Consider the following 20,058-nt stretch of genomic DNA (forward strand, 5'->3'; position numbering starts at 1 on the left):
GGTTCCTATGCTGTGGGCCTGTGTCCTGCTGCCACAAATGGCACTGGACGGCGTCATGCGCCGTCGCGCTGAACCCGACGCACCATTAGCATTGCTGAGTGGCACTGCGCAGCGGCGCATTCTGCAAGCGGTAAACCCTGCTGCCAGGGCGCTGGGCTTGCGTTCAGGTCAATCCCTGACCAGTGCGCAGGTATTGGTCAAGGAGTTTGCCACGGTCGAACATGACCCGGCCGAAACCGAGCGTTTGCACCGATTGCTCGCTGCATGGGCCTACCGCTTCAGTTCCCAGGTCAGCCTCAAGTACCCAAGGGTATTGCTGATGGAAATCGAGTCCAGCCTGGGCCTGTTTGGTCCATGGCCGGTGTTCGAAGCGCGGCTGCGTCAGGAGCTGACCGCGCTGGGTTTCAGTCATCGCATCGTCGTTGCCCCCAACCCTGTCGCAGCACGGATGCTGGCCAACGCTCATGATGGTCTGGCCGTCACCTGCCCCCGAGAGTTGCGCCGCAAGCTGGAGCAACTGTCTGTGGATCGGGCCGGATTGAGCCGGGACACCGCTACAGCGCTGTCCCGCATGGGCTTGCGTAACCTGCGTCAGGTTCTGGGTTTACCACGCGACACCTTGGCCCGGCGCTTTCCGGCGCAGGTGCTGCATCACCTCGATAACCTGCTGGGCGAGCGTCCGGTTGCTCTGGAATGTTATGTACCGCCGGACTATTTCGATGTACGCATCGAGCTGAATTTCGATGTCGAGTCTCATCAGGCGCTGCTCTTCCCGCTCAAACGTCTTATCGCAGATCTGGCGGCGTTTCTGGCCGGCCGCGACAGCGGTGTGCAGCGTTTTGGCCTGTATCTGGAGCATAACGACGGGCCAGACAGCGTTGTGCCTGTCGGGTTACTCAGTGCCGAACGCGAAGCAGGCATGTTGTTTGAGCTGGCCAGAGGCCGACTTGAGCAGATTCAGGTGACATCACCCGTCAAGGCCGTGCGTTTGTTGGCGCGGGATCTGCCAGCTTTTGTTCCGGCACATCGGGAGCTATTCGACGAGCGTCCACAGCAGGCCTTGCCCTGGGAGCAACTGCGCGAACGCTTGCGGGCGCGTCTTGGTGATGATTCAGTCAACGCTTTGCAGATGCACGCTGACCATCGTCCTGAATGCGCCTGGCAGCGCGATGTGGTGGCCAAGACCCGATCCAGCGCGCCGGGTGTCCCAAGGCCTGGCTGGTTATTACCAGAGCCACAGCCTGTTCAGGGCGTAGGCACACGGATTCTTGCCGGGCCCGAACGGATTGAGTCGGGGTGGTGGGACGGTGGCGATGTTCGTCGCGATTATTACTTGATCGAGACCCGAACCGGGCAGCGTGGCTGGGCTTATCGCCCCGTGGGTGAGCAAGGTGAGCTATTGCTCCATGGCTGGTTTGCATGAGCGATCACTATGCCGAATTGCACTGCCTGTCGAACTTCAGCTTTCAGCGTGGCGCATCCAGTGCCCTTGAGCTGTTCGAGCGTGCCAAAGCCCACGGTTATTCCGCGCTGGCGATCACTGACGAATGCACCCTGGCGGGAATCGTCCGCGCCTGGCAAGCCGCTAAAAAAACCGAACTGGCATTGATCGTCGGCAGCGAAATACAGATCGCTGACGGCCCCAAGGTAGTTCTGCTGGTAGAGAATTTGCAGGGCTATCAGGTGCTGTGCCAATTGATCACCGTGGCCCGGCGTAGAGCCAAAAAGGGTCAGTATCAACTCTTTCGTAGCGATTTGAGCCTGCCGTTACCGGGATTGATAACGTTGTGGATCCCGGACACTGACCTGCCTGGCAGTGTCCTGCTAGAGCAGGGCCGATGGCTTGCGGCCCATTTTGTCGAGGCGTTGTGGCTGGCTGTCGAGCTGCATTGCGGCCCCGATGATCAGCAGCGCCTGGATAAACTTCTGGAGCTGGCAAACACCCTGCACATTCCCGCCGTAGCCAGCGGCGACGTCCACATGCATGCCCGCGGACGGCGAGCCTTGCAGGACACCATGACCGCCATTCGCCAGCACATAACAGTCGCCGAAGCAGGTCATCACCTGTTTCCCAATGGCGAGCGGCATTTGCGCTCGCCCAGTGCATTGGCTGCGCTGTACCCCAAAGCATTGCTGGCTGAAACCGGACGGATTGCCGGTCGCTGCAGTTTTGACCTGAGCCAGTTGCGCTATGAATATCCCCACGAGCTTGTGCCGCCAGCGCATACGTCCACTTCGTGGTTACGAGAAAAAACCGAAGAAGGTGCGCGCAGGCGTTGGCCACTCGGACCTGCGCCAGAGACAAGGGCACAGATCGAAAAGGAACTGTGCCTGATCAGCGAAATGAAATTCGACAGCTATTTCCTGACGGTCCATGACATCGTCACATTTGCTCGCAGCCGCGACATCCTTTGTCAGGGGCGTGGCTCGGCGGCCAACTCGGTGGTGTGCTTTGCGCTGGGCATCACTGAACTGAACCCGGAAAAAAGCAACCTGCTGTTCGAGCGCTTCATCTCGAAGGAGCGTAACGAACCGCCGGATATTGACGTGGACTTCGAACACGAGCGCCGCGAGGAGGTTTTGCAGTATGTGTTTCAACGCTATGGTCGGGGCAGGGCCGCGCTGACGGCTGTAGCGAGCACTTATCACGGCACAGGCGCGGTGCGCGATGTCGCCAGAGTACTGGGCCTGCCACCTGATCAGATCAATGCCCTGGCCGATTGCTTCAGCAGTTGGAGTGATGAGTTGCCGTCGGCGGAGCGCCTGCGTGAAAGCGGTTTCGATCCGCAAACGCCGATTCTTCATCGGGTGCTGACACTGACCCGAGAGCTGATCGGCTTTCCCCGGCACCTGTCACAGCACCCCGGCGGCTTTGTGATCTCCGAGCATCCGCTCAACACGCTGGTGCCGGTTGAAAACGCGGCCATGGCTGATCGAACCATCATTCAGTGGGACAAGGACGATCTGGACGCCGTTGGTTTGCTCAAAGTCGATATTCTGGCGCTGGGCATGCTCAGCGCGTTACGTCGGACTTTCGATCTGGTCAGCCGCTACCGCGGAGATAAATGGACTCTGGCCACACTGCCAGCTGATGATCCGGCCACTTACGAAATGATTGGTCGTGCCGACACCATCGGGGTTTTTCAGATTGAATCCCGGGCGCAGATGGCCATGCTGCCGCGCATGAAACCCAAAGAGTTTTACGATCTGGTGATCGAAGTCGCCATTGTTCGTCCGGGGCCGATTCAGGGCGATATGGTTCATCCTTATCTGCGCAGGCGTAATGGCGAAGAGGAAGTGACCTATCCGCCCAGGCTGGAGAAAGTATTCAAACGTACCCTGGGCGTACCTTTGTTTCAGGAGCAGGTCATGGAGGTGGCAATCATTGCCGCCGACTACTCACCGGGAGAAGCGGACGAGTTGCGTCGCTCCATGGCCGCCTGGAAGCGTCATGGAGGGCTGGAGCCACACCGCATACGTCTCGCCGAGCGCATGAGCGCCAATGGTTACGAGCCTGCCTTCATTCAGCGCATCTTTGAGCAGATCAAGGGCTTTGGCAGCTACGGGTTTCCGGAGTCTCATGCGGCCAGTTTCGCCTTGTTGACTTACGCCAGTTGCTGGCTCAAATGCCATGAGCCAGCGGCGTTTGCCTGCGCATTGATCAACAGTTGGCCCATGGGCTTCTACAGCCCGGATCAAATCCTGCAGGACGGCCGTCGCCACCACATCGAAATCCGCCCCGTAGATGTGCGTTATAGCGATTGGGATTGCTCCCTTGAGCCTGTCGAGCACACCGATCGTAATCGCTCACTGGCGTTGCGGATGGGACTGCGCATGGTTCGGGGATTTCGTGAAGACGATGGTCGACGTATCGAAATGGCGCGCGCCCGCAGTGCGTTGCGCGATGCCAGCGATTTGAGCCAGCGCGCCGGTCTGGACGGACGAGCGTTAGAGCAACTGGCTGATTCAGGAGCGCTGCGCGGCCTGATTGGACATCGGCATCGGGCCCGCTGGGAGGTGGCCGGTGTTGAGGCGCAGCGGCCATTGTTTGGACCTGAGCACGCGACTGAGGAAACTCAAGTGGCACTGCCGTTGCCGACGGTGGCGCAAGACTTGATGGCTGATTACGCCATGACCGGTACTACGCTAGGGCCGCACCCGTTGGCGATGTTACGGCGACAACTGGCTGCCAAACGGTTTCGCAGTTCAAAAGACTTGCTCGAACTTGAGCATGGCCGGACCCTTAGTGTGGCTGGGCTGGTGGTCGGTCGTCAGCGTCCAGGTACAGCCAGCGGCGTTACTTTCGTAACACTTGAGGACGAGTTCGGGATGGTCAACGTGGTGGTCTGGCGTGATCTTGCCGAGCGTCAGCGCAAAGTCCTGGTGGGATCACAACTGCTTCAGGTGTTTGGTCGTCTGGAATCACAAGGGGGCGTGCGTCATTTGATTGCTCAACGCATGTATGACCTGACACCTTTGTTGACCGGGCTGGATGTACGTAGTCGGGATTTTAGATAAACAATCAGATAAACCATCTGCCAGCCAGTCTGCTTGTTGAATCCAGAGCCAAAGTGCTCAGTGGCTGACAGATGATTTAGCGTCGGGTAACTGCCCTTAAGGTTTCAGATCGAAAAGGCAGTTCGGGAATTCCAGGCAACGTTTTTTCAGCGTATTTCGCTGGCGGGTACGCTTAACGGCGCTTTACTGGCAGTGAGGGTGTCGTTGACACCATCGAGCAACTGAGAAATGGTCCAGGGTTTAGCAATAAACAAAACATCGGTAGGCAACTGGTCGCTACCGGGTGTTCCATGACCTGACATGACCACAATGGGAATAGCCCATTTGGTTGCAACCAGATTGGCCAATGCGATGCCATCCATGCTGCCGGGCATGCGTACGTCAGTCAGCAGCAGCGAAACATCACCCGCATGCTGTTCCAGGTACTCAACTGCCTGATCGGCATTTTCCACAGACTCAGTCCTGAAGCCGCCCTCGAACTCCAGAATTTCCTGCACAAAGTCCCGGATCATCGGTTCGTCTTCGACGATCAAGATCAGATCCTGGTTTTGCGAGGACTCCCCGTACTGCGGTGATTGAGTCATTTTTCCTTTCCTCAGCCTCATACATTAAAAATCGGGAAGCACTGCAACGTGGATCCATTTTGTTGCTCCCCGATATCTGAACAAATCAAACCCGAAAAAATTCATTTTTTTATAAAAAACGACGAGTTGCAGATAATCGGCTTATTTATCCCTGCTGCAAGTACGGAAAATACCCGTTCAAACCCGACTGGCAGCGAAGTTATCACGATTGGAATGGATCATAGTCAGTTAATAAGAATGCAGCGGATCGAGCTGTGAACTGGATCTGATTCAGGCCCTGCCGGGCTTGGACGATACCGGTGGCAGGCGAGGGCGGTGAGCACGAGAGCATCAATATCTACACAGCCAAATGGCCGGCGTATACACTTGGTTGCTTTCGCATCATCCGGCACATCCAGGCAAAAAGACTTGTGTGGACTGGCTGTTGCCTTCTTCGCCAGACCGCTCACGATCTGCTTCGCAAGGGTGCCTGAAGAGACTCTGCGCAATACCTTGCGGCTGTAATCCGGAAAAACCACGTCAAATGAGAAGTATCTGTATCGTTTTAACCGGACTGACCCTTTCGGCGGTTCTGGCGGGGTGTATTTCGGCGCCTATCCCCCTGAGTCAGCAAACTTCGGAACGATTGGACCAGCAACCGCCTGTGCGCTTTGTTGTGACCTTTGACGATGGTCCGAGCGCTTCCAGCCTGGCCAACCCTACACTGCAAGTGCTGCATAGCCTCGCGCAGAATCCCGTGCAAAACGATATCAAAGCGATCTTCTTCGTTCAGACCGGTGTTTCGCGCGCGGGCAACAGCGATCGGGGGCGCAGGATCATGCGTCGCGAAAGCGCCGCAGGGCATATTCTGGGCTTTCACTCGGGGACCGCTGGCCATACCAACCACCGTTCGTTAAGCCCCGAAGTACTGGAGCAATCCTTACAGGAAGGTAGCGCGATCATTGCCTCAACTATGGGGAGCGCGCCAACCTTACTTCGACCGCCATTCTGGAACTACGATCAGCATACATTTGCTGCTTACCAGCGCCATGGCCTGCACGTGCTGCTGACCGATATCAGCGCCAATGACGGCAAGATCTGGGGTTTCAATGCCAGCCCGCGCCGACGGGCTCATATGCTTAGGGAAATGTCCGAGGTGCGCGAGCGAATTGCTGCCGGCGAATTTGCGGCGGTAGATGGTGCCATCCCGGTTGTGGTGACGTTTCACGACTTGAATCGCTACACCGCGCGGCATACTCGGGAATATCTGCAGATACTGCTGGACAGCGCCCAGGCAACCGGTCTGAAGGTCGCTCCCAAGGCGTTTTATGACGACCGCGCTGAATTACAACGCGCCGCCATGTCACGAACGGTGCCCAGCAGTGCGGTGGCCGTGCACTTGCCGGGACTGTGGGGATGGGGCTGGGACAACGACTCCAGATAAACCACGTACAGCGACAGGCAGCTTTTGAGAAAGCAGAAAGGCGACACCGGGTCGCCTTTCTGCTTTTCGCTTGATAATCGGCGCAGCTAACGCTTAGTAGCGCTCAAGCCAGTGAGCGTACGGCGCTGGCAATGTCCAGGATGCCCGATCAACGCCCAGTTCTTTAGCGGCAAAATAGGCCCAGTGCGGATTGGCCAGGTGAGCCTTGCCGACCATCACAAGATCCAGCTGACCATCCTTGACTGCCTGCTCGGCGATACCCGGGAACCCAAAGCCCCATGCGGATGAAACCGGAATGTCGGCTTCGCGACGTACACGCTCGGCGATAGGGCCCATGAACGCCGGAGCCCAAGGAATTTGCGCCTCGGCAATGCTGAAGCCAATGCTGACGCTCAACATATCCAGACCAGCAGCCTTGAACTGACGAGTCAATTCAATGGACTCCACCAGCGTCTGCTCGTCGCGGCCATCAAATTCCAGTACGCCGAAACGTGCAGTCAGTGGCAGATGCTCTGGCCAGACTTCGCGTACGGCAGCGAGGGTTTCCAGCAGGAAACGGCTGCGGTTTTCAAAGCTGCCGCCGTAGGCGTCTTCGCGATGGTTGGAGTGCTCGGAGAAGAACGATTGAGCCAGATACCCATGTGCGAAGTGCAGTTCCAGCCACTCAAAACCGGCATCCCGCGCCCGGCGGGCCGCAGCGACGAAGTCCTCGCGAACACGGGCAATGTCGTCCAGGGTCATGGCCGTTGGCTGCTTCGGCAAGTTAGCGCCAAAGGCAATGGCGGAGGGGGCGATGGTCTGCCAGCCGCGTGCATCATCAGCGGCGATATGATCGTCACCCTCCCATGGCCTGTTGGCGCTGGCCTTGCGACCGGCGTGCGCAATCTGAATGCCAGGTACCGAACCAGCTGCCTTGATGGCCTTCACGACAGGCACAAACGCCTGCGCCAATTCATCGTTCCAGATACCGGTGCAACCCGGAGTGATCCGGCCTTCGGGCGAAACTGCGGTAGCTTCGACGATAACCAGACCTGCACCGCCGCGGGCCATGACTGCCAGATGAACCTGATGCCATTCGTTAATCAGGCCATCGACAGCGGTGTATTGGCACATGGGCGGAACCGCAATTCGATTACGCAGCGTGATGTCTTTCAGGGTGTACGGTTGGAATAAAGCAGACATTGAACAGGCCTCGGGATGATGTTTCGTTTGTTCGATACTATTCGAACAATGGCTGTTCGGTAAACCCCCGTGTATGATTCGCCCCATGCGCCCATTCAAACATCCCCCTGCCAGCGACTTCGAACTCGAGCGCGTGTTTCATGCCTTGAGCGATCCGGTCCGTCTGGAGATTGTCCGTCATCTGGGCAGCGTGCCTCAGGCCACGTGTGGCGAGCTTGACGGCGGAAGACCCAAGTCGAGCATGTCCCATCATTTCCGGGTGCTGCGTGATGCAGGTCTGGTCATGACCCAGAACGTAGGCACCACGCACATGAACTCGCTGCGAACCGATGATCTGGACAGTCGATTTCCGGGGCTGATGGCCGCGATCCTTGCCCAAAAGGCTTGAAGCTTTCAACGACAGAAAGGCCTGACCCACCTGGCCGGAGCGGTAAATGAAATTCATACACCAGCGTGAACACCTCAATGAAGACGACATCGTGGTCATTCAGGCTTCGCAGACCTGCAACATTCGCCTGATGAGCGATGCAAACTTCCGCAGCTTCAAGAACGGCGGACGGCATACCTATCACGGCGGAGCGTTCGATACATTTCCAGCCAAAATCACTGTACCGAGCAGTGGCTACTGGAACATCACCCTTGATACCGTCACGCGCCGAGCCATCAGCGTGACACGCAAACCGACACTGACGCACTCGATCAAGATTATTCGCAGGTCTTGATACTGCTGCCTGCGGAATCAGACCTGTAGGAGCTGCCGAGGGCTGCGATCGGGGTGTGTCAGGCTAAATGCTTCGCAGCCTTCGGCAGCTCCTACAGAAAATGTTGGCGTCCTTGCCGTCTGGTTATGAATTCTTGTGCGTGAATTCACTGTCATTAGATGCAGCGTTATTCAAAACAGGGCAATTCGAAGCAGAGCTATTCGGCGACCTCACAAATCTTGAGGATGGCCAGAATGTAGACGCGCACCATGTCCAGGTAATCGCTGATGTGTACGCGTTCGTCCGGCATGGTGTTGAACTTGCCGCCCGGGCCGCAGACCACGCCTTGCATGCCCAGACGCTGGTAAAAATGCGCCGCATCGGTACCGAAATAGGCGGGCGGTGTGATGATCCCGGTAGGTTGCGGTTCACCTCGCACCTGTTGGTAGGCCTCATTGACGGCCTTGACGATCAACGAGTCGTGGGACACTTCGAACGGCGGCATCAGCGGTTGGTTGTCACTGTCATTGATCAGCGTGGCCTGCAGCCCCGGAAATTGCTCGCAGAGCTGATCCAGCAGGCGCTGCAAATCAGCCAGTACCGACTCTACGGTCTGGCCCGGGGTGTAGCGCGCCGAACCGCGCAGGCGCAAGAAGTCTGCGACTTGCGGAGGACGCCATTCTTCGAGGTCGCGGCCAAGGGCGCCGCGCACCACGCCGATATGCCCGCGGTTGACCTTTTCATGTTCCGGCGAGCGGGCTCCGCTAAAGGTGATGCCGTTGATCTGCGGGATCAACTGCACCGCAGCGGTGATCACGTCCACGGCTTCTTCACGCTTGGACAGGTGACGGGTGTCGCCGGTCAGCTCAATGACAAACATCAAAGAGCCCACATGCAGGGTCACGGCCTGCAAGTCGGTGGGCTCGGAGTTGATGAAGTAGTCCGCCTTGACGCCTTGATCGATGGCCGCAATGGTCCCGATGCCGCCCTGCAGTTCACCCACCACATAAGTGAGGATGACATCGCCCTTGAGCTTGATACCGGCATCGATCAAGGTTTTCAGCGCACAGAAATAGGCCGCATCGCCGGCCTTCATGTTGGACACGCCAATACCGTAGATGAACTCGTCATCAATCTTTCCGGCCCAAGGGTCCACGGTCCAGCCCTCGGTCACCGGGTTGGTGTCCAGGTGCCCGTTGAACAGCAGGCTATGGCCGCCGCCTTGTCCCTTCAGGGTTCCGATCGCATTCAGACGCTCGCCTGGAACCGGCATCAGTTCGGCGTGCAGACCCAGCTCCTGCATTTGCCCCGCCATGTATTCGGCCAGTTGCCGTTCTTCGGGGGTGGCGCTGTAACTTTTGTGTTGCACCATGCGCGCCAGAAAATCCAGGCAGTACGCCTCGTCAATGCGGTCGAGTAGCGCTTCAGGCGTCATCATGGAGCTCCAGTTCATTCAAAGGCTGCGGCACTGCGTCGAGCAGGGCGCGGGTATAGGGGTGAGTGGCCTGCGCGGCCATATCCACGGCGGGCAGAATTTCCAGCAAGTCGCCGCGGTACATCACGGCGATGCGATGGGCGATCTGCCGGATCAGGTTGAGGTCATGAGTAATGAACAGGTACGCGGTGCCGTGCTGGCGGCGCAGCTCCAGAAGCAGTTCGATCACCGTGGCCTGCACCGAGACGTCCAGCGCGGCGGTTATTTCGTCGCAAATCACCAGTTCCGGGCGGGCGGCGAAGGCGCGCGCAATGGCCACACGTTGCTTTTGTCCGCCCGATAACTCGTGAGGGTGGCGGCTGGCAAAGTCTTCGGGCAGACGCACTTCACGAAGGAGTCGGGCAATGGCCTGAGCCTCCGTTTCGCCTTCGCTCAGGCCGTACAGGCGCAATGGTCGCGAAAGGATCTGACCGATGGTCTGGCGTGGGTTCAGCGACGCATCCGGGTGCTGAAAAATAATCTGCACTTTGCGTCGGTAATCGCGATCCATTTGCGCCGGGCCGGAAATCGGTTTGCCGTCGAAATACACAGCGCCGGTGAACGGCGTTAAACCGGTCAGGGCCTTGGCCAGGGTCGATTTACCCGAGCCGGACTCGCCGATGATGCCGAGAATCTCACCGCGCGCCATGTTCAGGTTCATATCGCGAGCACCCATTGAGGGCACCGACTTGCGCCGCAGCAGGCTGTCGAGCATGCCGGGCCGACCATAACGAACGTTGAGGTCGCTGACTTGCAGCAGCGGGGCGCCAATGGCTTTCTGTTCATCCAGCAGACGCTTGTCTGCGGCTGGTACGGCGGCCACCAGACGTTGCGTGTAAGGATCACTTGGGGCGCTGAAAATACGCCCGCCACGTGCCTGTTCGACGATGCGTCCCTGATTGAGGACGCAAACCCGGTCCGCGACTCGCGACACTAAAGCCAGATCATGGGAGATATAAAGAGAAGCAACGCCCGTTTCTTCGCGCAGGCGGCGGAACAACTGCAGGATCTGCGCGGAGCTGATCACGTCAAGGGCCGTGGTCGGCTCATCGAAAATCAGACACTGGGGGCGACACGCGAAGGCTGTCGCAATCAGCACGCGTTGCTTCTCACCACCGGACGCTTCGTGAGGGAAGCGCTTCATCATGGCGGCCGGGTCTTTGAGGTCGACATCGGCCAGCAACTGCTCGCCCAAGGCCCAGGCCTCGCGATAGCCCAGGTTTCGGTGTCGGGTGAGCACTTCGACCACTTGCTCGCCAAGGCTGAGCGTCGGGTTGAGCGAGGCGCTCGGGTCTTGAAAAATCATCCCCAAACGTCCGCCACGCAGCTTTTCTACCTCACGTTGAGGCATCTGCAGCAGGTTCTCGCCCTGTAGGCTGATGCTGCCGCCAAGCTCCCGAGCGTTGCCAGCCAGATACCGCATGATCGCCCAGCCAAGGGTGGTCTTGCCTGAACCGGACTCACCGACCAGACCGACGACTTCGCCTGCCGCGACGCTGAAATCAATATTTTGCAAAACGTGCAGGGCGCCCGTGGGCAATTGATAGTCGAGGCTGTAATCAGCCACTTGCAAGACGGTACTCATGAGCGCTGCCCCTTGGGATTAAGGGCATCGCGCAAGCCATCGCCCAACAGATTGAAACCGATCGCAATGATCGCGATCGCCAGGCCTGGCATCAGCATCATCCACGGTGCCTGGAAGAAATAGCGGCGGGCTTCGGCAACCATCAGGCCCCATTCCGGCTGCGGTGGTTGCGCGCCAAGGCCGAGGAAGCTGAGCGTGGCGAACAGCATGATGGCGAAGGCCACGCGGATGGTTGCTTCGACGATGATCGGCGCCACGATATTGGGCAGCATTTCCCGCACGACGATGTAGCCCGTGGATTCACCACGGGCAATCGCCGCATTGACGTAGTCCTGACGGCGAGCAGCGAGGGCAACGCTACGAGCGATACGCGCCATGCCGGGAACGAAGGCAATGGTGATCGCCAGTACCGCGTTGAAGTCGCTTCTGCCCAGCGTGCTGACAATCAACAGTGCAAACAACAGGGTGGGGATCGACATCACCGCATCCAGCGTACGCATCAGTGCTTCGTCGATACGCCCGCCGAGGTAGCCGCTGACGGTGCCCAGCAACGCACCGATGAGCATGGCCATGACGGTGGCGAAAACAGACAGCGAAATCGTCGCCCGTGCGCCAATCAGCAAGCGACTGAAGATGTCTCGGCCCAACTGGTCGGTACCTAGCCAATGCACGAGACTGGGGGCTTTGTAGCGGGCAAGGATTGAAATGGCTTCCGGGTCGAACGGTGCCAGAGCCGGTCCTGCGACGACCAGTACCACGGCCAACAACAGGATCAGACTGCCGAGCAAGCCTTGCGGCGTGGTTAGCAGCCGGTAAAAAACATTACGCATATTGAATTCGCCGGTCGAGATAGGCATAGGTCAGGTCAGCCACGAAGTTGACCAGGCAATAGGTAGCAGCAAGGATCAACACACCGCCCTGAATGGCCGGCAAGTCACGGGCGGCAACGGCCACCAGCAGTTCACGGCCGATACCGGGGATGTTGAAAATCTCTTCGACCACCACGATGCCGCCCAGCAGGTAGCCCACGTCCAGAGCGACGATGGTGATCGTCGGCAGCAAGCCATTGCGCAGTGCGTGCCGCAGTAATACCCGCCGCCGCGTCAGGCCTTTGAGACGTGCCGCGCGTATATAGTCGGTTTCCAGGACGTCGACCATCTCCGAGCGCACCATGCGCGAGACATGGGCAACCATGATCATCGACACCGTTAGCGTCGGCAGGATCAAGTGGCGAATACTCTCGCCAACGTTGTCACCCAGTGGCACGTAACCGGTCGCTGGCAGCAATTGCCAGACATCGGCAAACAGCAGTATCAGTAATGTGGCGGTGACGAATTCCGGCAACGAAACGCCGATATACGACAACACGCCGATGATCAGGTCCACCGGGCGACCGCGACGCACAGCGGCAATGATCCCCAAGGGAATTGCCACCGCCAGCATCAACAGCAGCGAGCAGCCTGCCAGCAACAATGAGCGGCCCAGCGCATCGACCAGCGAGCCGAGCACGGGCTGGCCATTGCGCATTGACACACCCAGATCGCCTTGCAGAACCGCCATCAACCAGCGGCCGAATTGCAGCCATGCGGGTTGATCCAGACCGAGTCTGGCGCGCAGTGCAGCCAAGGCTTCGGGCGTGGCGCTCTGGCCGAGCAACGTCACCGCGGCATCTGCCGGGAGTATCTGCGTGATGGCAAAGACCAGCAGTGAAACGATCAGCAAGGTGTACACGACCAACAGCAAACGCTTGGTCAGATAAGCAGCAGTCACGGGTTTATCCTCGGTTCATCCACGCTTGGGAGCGCTGTCGTCCAGCCAGGCCTGATCGAGACGGAATACCGCGCCGCGCGGGTGCAGTTGATAGCCTTGAACGTACTTGCGTTGAGCTGCCAATACATCGAAGAACGTCGGAATCAGCGACGGCACCTGCTCGTACATCAGCTTCTGCGCGGTGGCATACAGCGCTGCGCGTTTGACCGGGTCGTCAGTACCGCGGGCAGCCGCGACTGCAGCGTCGAATTCGGCGTTGTTCCAGCGGGTTTCGTTCCACGCCGCGTCTGACGTGTACAACAGCGAGAACAACGCATCGGCTGAAGGCTGCATGTTGTAGAAGCCGACGTAGAAGTTGCCTTTCTTCCAGACCTGATCCAGATAAGTACTGTTGGCCATGGTTGCGACGTTGATATTGAAGCCCGCTGGCCTGGCCATTTCGCGCACGGTAATCCCCAGTTGGGTGCGCGTGGAGGGTTTGTCCGAGGCCACAAGGGTGATGTCCAGACCGTTGGGGTAACCGGCATCGGCCAGCAGTTTTTTCGCTTTTTCAATATTCGCTTCGCGCAGTGGGATATCCGCGTGGTAGCGGTAAGCGGCATTGAGCGGGGTGTCGTTACCGGGTGTGCCGAAGCCTTCAGCCACAAAGTCCACGAGCGCTGCGCGGTCGACGCACAGAGACAGCGCCTGGCGCACGCGCACGTCATTGAAGGGCGGCTGATCGCACGCCATGTTGATATTCAGGAACTGACCAGAGGCGACGCGCAGGCCTTCGACGCCGTTCGCTTCACTGAGACGGTTGAACTCGGTGGCTTGCGCAGAAAGCATCAGGTCGATATCGCCAGAGATCAATGCCGAGCCTTCCGAGGATGGATCGGGATAAACACGGATTTCCACGCGGTCCAGGTGCGGACGCTGCGGGTCATAGAAGTGCTCGTTCCGGGCAACCACCACCATACGCTCCGGCTCGAACGACACCAGTTTGAACGGGCCTGTGCCGATTGCTTCGCGGGACAGACGCGCCAGATCGCCCTGAACGATGGCTGCCGGGACGATCTTGGCGTCCGGGTAAGCCAGGCTTACCGGCAAGTCGGCGTAAGGCGCGTTGGTGGTGAGCTTGACCCGCAGGTCATCGAGCGCTTCGACTTTTTGAATCGGACCGATGTTACGCAGGCCGGGCGAAGCCGTTTTAGGATCGAGGATCGCTTGCAGGCTGGCGGCGACATCCTTGGCGGTGCAAGCGCTACCGTCGTGGAATAGCACATTGCTGCGCAAGGTAAAGGTCCACTCGGTGAGGTCGTCGCTGTGGGTCCAGGATTCTGCCAGATCGGGTTCAGCCTGCATGTCCGGGCTCAGGCGGGTCAGACCGTTATAAAGCAGCTCGCTGAGTAGATACTCGGGGTTGATCCGCGCCAGTAGCGGGTTGAGCATGCCGACCGCCTGGTCGACGCTGATGCGCAACGTGCCACCCTTGCGCGCTGCGGCAGCAGCCCAGAGTGTGCCGGAAAACGGCAGCATGGCGGCACCGGTGACGATGGCGGAGGTGGTCAGGAAACGACGGCGGTTGAGCCTGAAAACTGTATTCATGGCAATACTTCACTTAGCGATGAGTGGGCGTAGGGCAGCCAGGTAAAACAACGCCGATAACCAGTCTTGATGCCAGTCTTCGGGGCTTACGGTCCTTAAGAATCCGAGTGTTCAGCCGGGCAGGACGGGGTGAAGTCGGCTGCCAGGTAAGCGAGGATAGATTGCGCCAGGGCGATCAGGTCGCTGCGCGTGGTGTATTCGTCGGCGGCATGGATTCGGCTTTCCGGACGAATCAGCCCGCCGAGGAGAATTTCCTGTATGCCAGCTTGCTGCACCCAGCCCATGTCCGAGCTGCTCGATGAGCCATAACATTGAAATTGTTCCGGGGTGAAGCCAAAGCCGACTCCCAGCGCCGCCTGCCAGCGTGGCCAGTGCGGACCGGTAGGGTCGGCCACCGGCGCGAGATGGCCGATCACTTCGTGTTCGACGGACAACGCTTCGGTATCCGCCATCGCGCGATCGATGCAATTTTGCAGCTCAGCCATGACCTGTTCGAATGGCTCTTGCGGCGCGTAGCGACGATTGATCAGGATCTCGAACTGTGCCGGGACGGTTGAGCCTTTGCTGCCACCGTGGGCGGCGGCCAGGGTCATGCGGGAAATCAGCGGGGCCCCGTTGTAGTGCGGCGGTGCGGGCATTGGCCAGGCGCGCAGTTGTACTTCGTGCTTGAGGCTGTGCAGTGCGTTAAGCAGCGGCAGGCTCTGTTCAATGGCGTTGATCGCATTGACCGGCTCACCCGAATGCGACGATCGCCCTTTGACCGTAATTTTCAGGTCGATACTGCCAAAGCAACCGGCCCATACCCGTGGTGCCGCGCCGCCGTTGAAGCTGAGGATATGACCTTCTACCAATTGCTGTTCAGCCAGATACCGTATGCCGGGGTAAAGTCCGCCTTCTTCGTCAGTGCAGAGCAGCAGCGCCGGGCAATAGCGCAATGGCAGGTTGAAGCGTTGTGCTGCGCGCAGTGCGGCCAGGGTGGAGGCGATGCTGCCTTTCATGTCAGCGGTACCGCGTCCGACCAGCTTGCCTTCGACTTCGGTCAGTTGCAGCGGTGGCTGTGTCCAGCCGTCACCCGGCGGAACAGTGTCGACGTGGAAGTACAGGCTGCAGACTTCCAGATCGCCAGGCTGGCGGGCGATGAGATTGACGCGGTCGCCATGCGCCTCACCGCTGCGGGTTTGCCAAAGCGCCTCAGGCACCGTGACCCGTTGAGTGTTCAGGCCCAATGGAGTAACCAATTCATCCATGAGGTCGGCAAACGCACCGTAGCCTGCCCCCGGAGGAAAACAGGTGTCCACGGCGATCATTCGTTGCAGATCATCAACTAGCGAATCATGATCCGCCTCGATCGACTTGAGTGCCTGATTCAACGCCGCCTTCGTCGTCATTTTTTGCTCTCGATGTATTTCTATATAGTTTATAGTTAAGTATCCACGCACGGCCCGTCAAGGAAAAAAGATGACAGATAGCAATTCGCCGCCCGCAGCAGGGAATTTCTCGCGGCTGAGCGAGAATGACAGCGCGCCTTTATATGAGGTGGTCAAACGGCACATCTCTGAAGCGATCCTCCTCGGCGAGTGGAGCAGCGGCACCGTGATACCCAGCGAGAATGCATTGGCAGCTGACTTTGGTGTTTCGGTCGGCACAATCCGCCGCGCGTTGGCCGAGCTGGTGTCAGAGGGCATGCTGATGCGTCGGCGCAAGACCGGCACCGTGGTGACTGGCTGGGCGCCGTTGCACAACCTGCGTTATTTCTTCCAGTACTTCCGTTTGCATAACAAGGAAGGATCGCTGCTGAAGTCGCGCACAGTGCTGCTGGATTACCAGCTGGGGGAGGCGAATGCGAAGGATGCCGAGAAGCTGTTGATCGAAGAGGGCAGCCCGGTCTATCGCTTGCATCGTTTGCGCAGCATCGATGGCGTGCCCGCGATGCACGAGCAATTCACGATCGTGGCAAGCAAAGTGCCGGATTTCCCCGGACCGGAAGAACTGCCGGAACTGCTCTACCGCTACCTGTTGGAGCAATACGGTCTGCGTGTCGCCGCAGTGCGGGAACAGCTGACGGCGGGTCTGGCGAATGACGAGGATTGCCGATTGCTGGAGCTGACAGCGCCGCATGCGGTGATGATCATTGATGCGGTGTCATTCGATCAGGCTGCCACGCCGGTGATGATGACCCACCAGCGCGCGAGCACCGAGCATTTCATGTACGTCAATGAAATTCGTTAGGAGAGCCTGGGCTGTCTTACGGCGAACAATGACCGCGTAGGTGTTGCCAAAGGCTGCGATAGCGGTATGTGAGGATGAACGCTTCGCAGCCTTCGGCAGCTCCTACAGAAAATGCGTTCCAATTCAGATGTGCGTTGCTGATAAACGCGGCCGGTGAATACCTTTGATCCTCAAGCGATTTCGAGCTTTTGTTCATGCGCAGTGACCTGCTGACACAGCTCGATAATCTGCTCTCGCATCCAGCGATTGGCCGGATCCTGATCGGTGCTTTCATGCCAGTACAGATGCGTTTCCACGGGGGGAACGTCGTTTACCGGCAGCTGGAAGTAGCGCAGGTCGTGACGTTTGGCGAACCGCTCCGGGACGGTCATGACCATATCAGTCTGTTGCAGTACCTGGGAGGCCATCAGGTAATGCTGCGAGCGCAGGGCAACCTTGCGCTGGATGCCCATTTTGCCTAGCGCCAGATCCACATAACCCAGTCCACTTCGACGACTGGAAATATGAATGTGCGACAGCGACAGGTAATCATCCAGCTTGAAAGCGTCTTTGGTTGCCAGCGGATGACCCTTGCGCATGGCGCAGACGTATTTGTCCGCCATCAGCTTGACGTGGCGTACCTGTGGGTCGGTATTGAGCGGGGCATCCACGGCAAAATCCAGGCGCCCGGCAGCCAGCTCCTTGGTCATCTCGCGACGTTTCGACAGAAAACTCTCGATGGTGACCTGGGGAGCCTGGCGACGCAGGCGCTGAAACAGCGCGGGCAGGATCACCGCTTCGGTGAGGTCAGTCATGCTGATTCGATAATTTTTCACCGCCTGTAAAGGCGTGAAAATCCGGCTTTCCTGTACCGAGACCCTTAATAGAGACAGCGCATTTCGCACCGGTCCGATGATGTTCTGGGCCATCGGCGTGGGCACCATGCCTTGGGCGGTGCGCACGAACAGAGGATCGTTGAAGGTTTCCCGCAGTCGGGCCAGTGCGTTGGAGACCGCTGGCTGGGTGATACCGACGATTTGTCCGGCGCGAGTCAGATTGGCTTCGGTGTAGATCGCGTCGAAGACAATGAAAAGGTTGAGATCGACCTTGCTCAGGTTCATTCCGTGCGCCTCTTGTACTGTTCTTGTTTTGTCGCTTCCGTGGCGGAGCGTAGCCCGATCATATATCGGTTATGAATGTTTATACACGCTGAGAATAGGTTAGATAAATGTTGGGGGTAGGCCTAGCATCGTCACATGACCTTACAAACCTCATTCAGAAGGTAGCTGCTCATGGATTTTGCTTACTCCCCAAAGGTTCAGGAATTGCGCGAGCGCGTCACGGCGTTCATGGATAGCTACGTTTATCCTGCTGAACCGGTGTTCGAGCGGCAAGTGGCCGAGGGGGATCGCTGGCAGCCCACCGCGATTATGGAAGAGCTCAAAGCCAGGGCCAAAGCCGAAGGCCTGTGGAACCTGTTTCTGCCGGAGTCCGATCTGGGTGCAGGGCTGAGCAATCTGGAATACGCGCCTTTAGCGGAAATCATGGGCCGTTCATTACTGGGCCCCGAGCCTTTCAATTGCTCTGCACCTGACACTGGCAACATGGAAGTCCTGGTCCGCTATGCCAGTGAGGAACAGAAAAAACAGTGGCTCGAGCCGTTGCTGCGTGGGGAGATCCGCTCAGCCTTTGCCATGACCGAACCTGATGTTGCCTCGTCGGATGCCACCAATATGGCTGCCCGTGCCGAGCGTCAGGGTGATGAATGGGTCATCAACGGGCGCAAATGGTGGACGTCGGGTGCCTGCGATCCGCGCTGCAAGATTCTGATCTTCATGGGCCTGAGCAATCCCGATGGGCCGCGTCATGAACAGCATTCGATGATTCTCGTACCGACAGACACACCCGGGCTGAAAATTGTTCGTCCGTTGCCGGTGTTCGGCTATGACGATGCTCCACATGGGCACGCCGAAGTTGTCTTCGAAAATGTGCGGGTGCCTTATGAGAACGTGCTGCTCGGGGAAGGGCGTGGCTTTGAAATCGCCCAGGGGCGCTTAGGGCCGGGGCGTATTCACCATTGCATGCGTTCGATCGGAATGGCTGAGCGAGCGCTGGAATTGATGTGCAAACGTGCGATCAGTCGCGAGGCATTCGGGCGGCCGCTGGCGCGGTTGGGGGGGAACGTCGACAAGATTGCCGATTCCCGGATGGAGATCGACATGGCGCGCCTGCTCACATTGAAGGCGGCCTACATGATGGACACGGTGGGTAACAAGGTCGCGAAAAGCGAAATCGCCCAGATCAAAGTCGTCGCGCCTAACGTGGCCTTGAAGGTCATTGACCGAGCGATTCAGATTCACGGTGGCGCAGGGGTGTCCAACGATTTCCCGCTGGCGTACATGTACGCCATGCAGCGTACGTTACGTCTGGCCGACGGCCCGGATGAAGTACACCGGGCGGCGATTGGTAAGTTCGAGATTGGCAAGTACGTACCGAAAGACATGTTGCGGGGCTGAGCTGTCTATGAGTTAGAACGCGGTCTAACTGTGGGAGCAGTGCTTCCCCCGCGATAAGCATAGGTATGTAAACAACTTTCATGCCGCAATTCTTGTGTACATATCCGTTACCGCTGTCACTGCTGATATTGGTTGCGCTTTTACAGCGCCTCACTTTTGAAAGGAGCCCAAAAGTAAGCAAAAGGCTCATGCCCCACCACTGGGAGCCTCGCCTAGGCTCGGGATGCCCGCCCGCAGATCCAGAACCGTGGGCCGCCGCAACGGGCCATCCATGGCCCAATGCGGGTAACCCGGCGTCCTGCCGGGTTACCCACGCTTCAGAATCTGCGTCCGGCCTGCGTGGTTTAACGGGGCGCCTGAGATCAAAATCAAAAGCAGCGGTTTCACCGCGGAACGGTAGGAGCGAACTTGTTCGCGAGACCTCACCACAACCAACGCATTCGACATCTGACACACCGCGTTGCAGCCTTCGGCAGCTTCTACTGAACGCCTGAAAGCTCACACAACCAA

At 58.5% G+C, this 20,058-nt stretch carries 16 protein-coding genes; 7 read left to right on the forward strand and 9 right to left on the reverse strand.

The features are described 5' to 3' along the window. The first annotated feature begins 7 nt into the window (after nucleotides 1-7). Entirely contained in the window at nucleotides 8-1,423 is a 1,416-nt protein-coding gene (locus tag AUC60_RS01095) for a Y-family DNA polymerase (RefSeq protein ID WP_087264159.1), read from the forward strand. Continuing rightward, nucleotides 1,420-4,518 carry an error-prone DNA polymerase gene (locus AUC60_RS01100; protein ID WP_087264160.1) on the forward strand — a complete coding sequence of 1,033 codons (3,099 nt, stop codon included), beginning with the start codon at nucleotides 1,420-1,422 and terminating at the stop codon, nucleotides 4,516-4,518. The genes AUC60_RS01095 and AUC60_RS01100 overlap by 4 nt, the downstream gene beginning before the upstream one ends. 146 nt (nucleotides 4,519-4,664) lie before the next feature. Here AUC60_RS01100 and AUC60_RS01105 read toward each other — a convergent pair whose 3' ends face one another. Next, a complete protein-coding gene (locus tag AUC60_RS01105; RefSeq protein ID WP_087264162.1) occupies nucleotides 4,665-5,102 on the reverse strand; it encodes a response regulator in 438 nt (145 codons plus the stop codon). Between the two features lie 523 nt (nucleotides 5,103-5,625). On the opposite strand from AUC60_RS01105, the gene AUC60_RS01110 reads away from it, so the two are divergent. After that, nucleotides 5,626-6,525: a polysaccharide deacetylase family protein gene (locus AUC60_RS01110; protein ID WP_087264164.1), complete on the forward strand. Its 900-nt coding sequence runs from the start codon at nucleotides 5,626-5,628 to the stop codon at nucleotides 6,523-6,525. A gap of 93 nt (nucleotides 6,526-6,618) precedes the next feature. Here the strand turns inward: AUC60_RS01110 and AUC60_RS01115 are convergent, their stop codons facing one another. Beyond that, on the reverse strand, nucleotides 6,619-7,707 hold the full coding sequence (locus tag AUC60_RS01115; protein ID WP_087264166.1) for an NADH:flavin oxidoreductase/NADH oxidase: 1,089 nt from the start codon (nucleotides 7,705-7,707) through the stop codon (nucleotides 6,619-6,621). Nucleotides 7,708-7,792: 85 nt separating this feature from the next. Here AUC60_RS01115 and AUC60_RS01120 point away from each other — a divergent pair, with 85 nt between their 5' ends. Together AUC60_RS01120 and AUC60_RS01125 are read left to right on the forward strand one after the other, a co-directional pair. Next, on the forward strand, nucleotides 7,793-8,095 hold the full coding sequence (locus tag AUC60_RS01120) for an ArsR/SmtB family transcription factor (protein ID WP_087264167.1): 303 nt from the start codon (nucleotides 7,793-7,795) through the stop codon (nucleotides 8,093-8,095). 46 nt (nucleotides 8,096-8,141) lie between these two features. Further along, the gene (locus AUC60_RS01125; protein WP_087264168.1) at nucleotides 8,142-8,429 is read left to right on the forward strand and encodes a DUF1883 domain-containing protein; all 288 of its coding nucleotides are present in this window, start codon (nucleotides 8,142-8,144) and stop codon (nucleotides 8,427-8,429) included. Nucleotides 8,430-8,625: 196 nt separating this feature from the next. Here the strand turns inward: AUC60_RS01125 and AUC60_RS01130 are convergent, their stop codons facing one another. The 6 genes from AUC60_RS01130 to AUC60_RS01155 form a co-directional block, all read right to left on the reverse strand. Then, nucleotides 8,626-9,846, reverse strand: a complete 1,221-nt coding sequence (locus AUC60_RS01130) for a M20 family metallopeptidase (protein ID WP_238599490.1) — start codon at nucleotides 9,844-9,846, stop codon at nucleotides 8,626-8,628. Beyond that, nucleotides 9,833-11,467 carry a dipeptide ABC transporter ATP-binding protein gene (locus tag AUC60_RS01135; protein WP_087264171.1) on the reverse strand — a complete coding sequence of 545 codons (1,635 nt, stop codon included), beginning with the start codon at nucleotides 11,465-11,467 and terminating at the stop codon, nucleotides 9,833-9,835. The genes AUC60_RS01130 and AUC60_RS01135 overlap by 14 nt, the downstream gene beginning before the upstream one ends. Then, nucleotides 11,464-12,297, reverse strand: coding sequence for an ABC transporter permease (locus AUC60_RS01140; protein WP_087264173.1), 834 nt, complete (start codon nucleotides 12,295-12,297; stop codon nucleotides 11,464-11,466). Before AUC60_RS01140 ends, AUC60_RS01135 begins: the two co-directional genes overlap by 4 nt. Beyond that, a complete protein-coding gene (locus tag AUC60_RS01145; protein ID WP_087264174.1) occupies nucleotides 12,290-13,237 on the reverse strand; it encodes an ABC transporter permease in 948 nt (315 codons plus the stop codon). The genes AUC60_RS01140 and AUC60_RS01145 overlap by 8 nt, the downstream gene beginning before the upstream one ends. Nucleotides 13,238-13,252: 15 nt before the next feature. Further along, nucleotides 13,253-14,824 carry an ABC transporter substrate-binding protein gene (locus AUC60_RS01150; protein WP_087264176.1) on the reverse strand — a complete coding sequence of 524 codons (1,572 nt, stop codon included), beginning with the start codon at nucleotides 14,822-14,824 and terminating at the stop codon, nucleotides 13,253-13,255. Nucleotides 14,825-14,919: 95 nt separating this feature from the next. Further along, a complete protein-coding gene (locus tag AUC60_RS01155; protein WP_087264177.1) occupies nucleotides 14,920-16,212 on the reverse strand; it encodes a M20 family metallopeptidase in 1,293 nt (430 codons plus the stop codon). A gap of 70 nt (nucleotides 16,213-16,282) precedes the next feature. Here AUC60_RS01155 and AUC60_RS01160 point away from each other — a divergent pair, with 70 nt between their 5' ends. Further along, complete coding sequence (locus tag AUC60_RS01160) at nucleotides 16,283-17,053, forward strand: GntR family transcriptional regulator (RefSeq protein ID WP_087264179.1); 771 nt, start codon at nucleotides 16,283-16,285, stop codon at nucleotides 17,051-17,053. A gap of 170 nt (nucleotides 17,054-17,223) precedes the next feature. Here AUC60_RS01160 and AUC60_RS01165 read toward each other — a convergent pair whose 3' ends face one another. Further along, the gene (locus AUC60_RS01165; protein WP_087264181.1) at nucleotides 17,224-18,153 is read right to left on the reverse strand and encodes a LysR family transcriptional regulator; all 930 of its coding nucleotides are present in this window, start codon (nucleotides 18,151-18,153) and stop codon (nucleotides 17,224-17,226) included. A gap of 171 nt (nucleotides 18,154-18,324) precedes the next feature. Here AUC60_RS01165 and AUC60_RS01170 point away from each other — a divergent pair, with 171 nt between their 5' ends. After that, nucleotides 18,325-19,548 (forward strand): acyl-CoA dehydrogenase, encoded by a 1,224-nt coding sequence (locus AUC60_RS01170; protein WP_087264183.1) that lies wholly within the window; start codon nucleotides 18,325-18,327, stop codon nucleotides 19,546-19,548. Nucleotides 19,549-20,058: the final 510 nt, after the last annotated feature.

Origin of the sequence: Pseudomonas caspiana, from assembly GCF_002158995.1 — a bacterium.
In the GTDB taxonomy this organism is placed as follows: Bacteria; Pseudomonadota; Gammaproteobacteria; order Pseudomonadales; family Pseudomonadaceae; genus Aquipseudomonas; species Aquipseudomonas caspiana.

What these genes read in the sequence shown, in the direction of transcription:
- AUC60_RS01105 (WP_087264162.1), bottom strand. Translation starts at nt 5,102, where the DNA reads ATGACTCAATCACCGCAGTACGGGGAGTCCTCGCAAAACCAGGATCTG.
- AUC60_RS01170 (WP_087264183.1), top strand. Translation starts at nt 18,325, where the DNA reads ATGGATTTTGCTTACTCCCCAAAGGTTCAGGAATTGCGCGAGCGCGTC.
- AUC60_RS01095 (WP_087264159.1), top strand. Translation starts at nt 8, where the DNA reads ATGCTGTGGGCCTGTGTCCTGCTGCCACAAATGGCACTGGACGGCGTC.
- AUC60_RS01150 (WP_087264176.1), bottom strand. Translation starts at nt 14,824, where the DNA reads ATGAATACAGTTTTCAGGCTCAACCGCCGTCGTTTCCTGACCACCTCC.
- AUC60_RS01115 (WP_087264166.1), bottom strand. Translation starts at nt 7,707, where the DNA reads ATGTCTGCTTTATTCCAACCGTACACCCTGAAAGACATCACGCTGCGT.
- AUC60_RS01120 (WP_087264167.1), top strand. Translation starts at nt 7,793, where the DNA reads ATGCGCCCATTCAAACATCCCCCTGCCAGCGACTTCGAACTCGAGCGC.
- AUC60_RS01135 (WP_087264171.1), bottom strand. Translation starts at nt 11,467, where the DNA reads ATGAGTACCGTCTTGCAAGTGGCTGATTACAGCCTCGACTATCAATTG.
- AUC60_RS01165 (WP_087264181.1), bottom strand. Translation starts at nt 18,153, where the DNA reads ATGAACCTGAGCAAGGTCGATCTCAACCTTTTCATTGTCTTCGACGCG.
- AUC60_RS01130 (WP_238599490.1), bottom strand. Translation starts at nt 9,846, where the DNA reads ATGATGACGCCTGAAGCGCTACTCGACCGCATTGACGAGGCGTACTGC.
- AUC60_RS01140 (WP_087264173.1), bottom strand. Translation starts at nt 12,297, where the DNA reads ATGCGTAATGTTTTTTACCGGCTGCTAACCACGCCGCAAGGCTTGCTC.
- AUC60_RS01155 (WP_087264177.1), bottom strand. Translation starts at nt 16,212, where the DNA reads ATGACGACGAAGGCGGCGTTGAATCAGGCACTCAAGTCGATCGAGGCG.
- AUC60_RS01160 (WP_087264179.1), top strand. Translation starts at nt 16,283, where the DNA reads ATGACAGATAGCAATTCGCCGCCCGCAGCAGGGAATTTCTCGCGGCTG.
- AUC60_RS01125 (WP_087264168.1), top strand. Translation starts at nt 8,142, where the DNA reads ATGAAATTCATACACCAGCGTGAACACCTCAATGAAGACGACATCGTG.
- AUC60_RS01110 (WP_087264164.1), top strand. Translation starts at nt 5,626, where the DNA reads ATGAGAAGTATCTGTATCGTTTTAACCGGACTGACCCTTTCGGCGGTT.
- AUC60_RS01100 (WP_087264160.1), top strand. Translation starts at nt 1,420, where the DNA reads ATGAGCGATCACTATGCCGAATTGCACTGCCTGTCGAACTTCAGCTTT.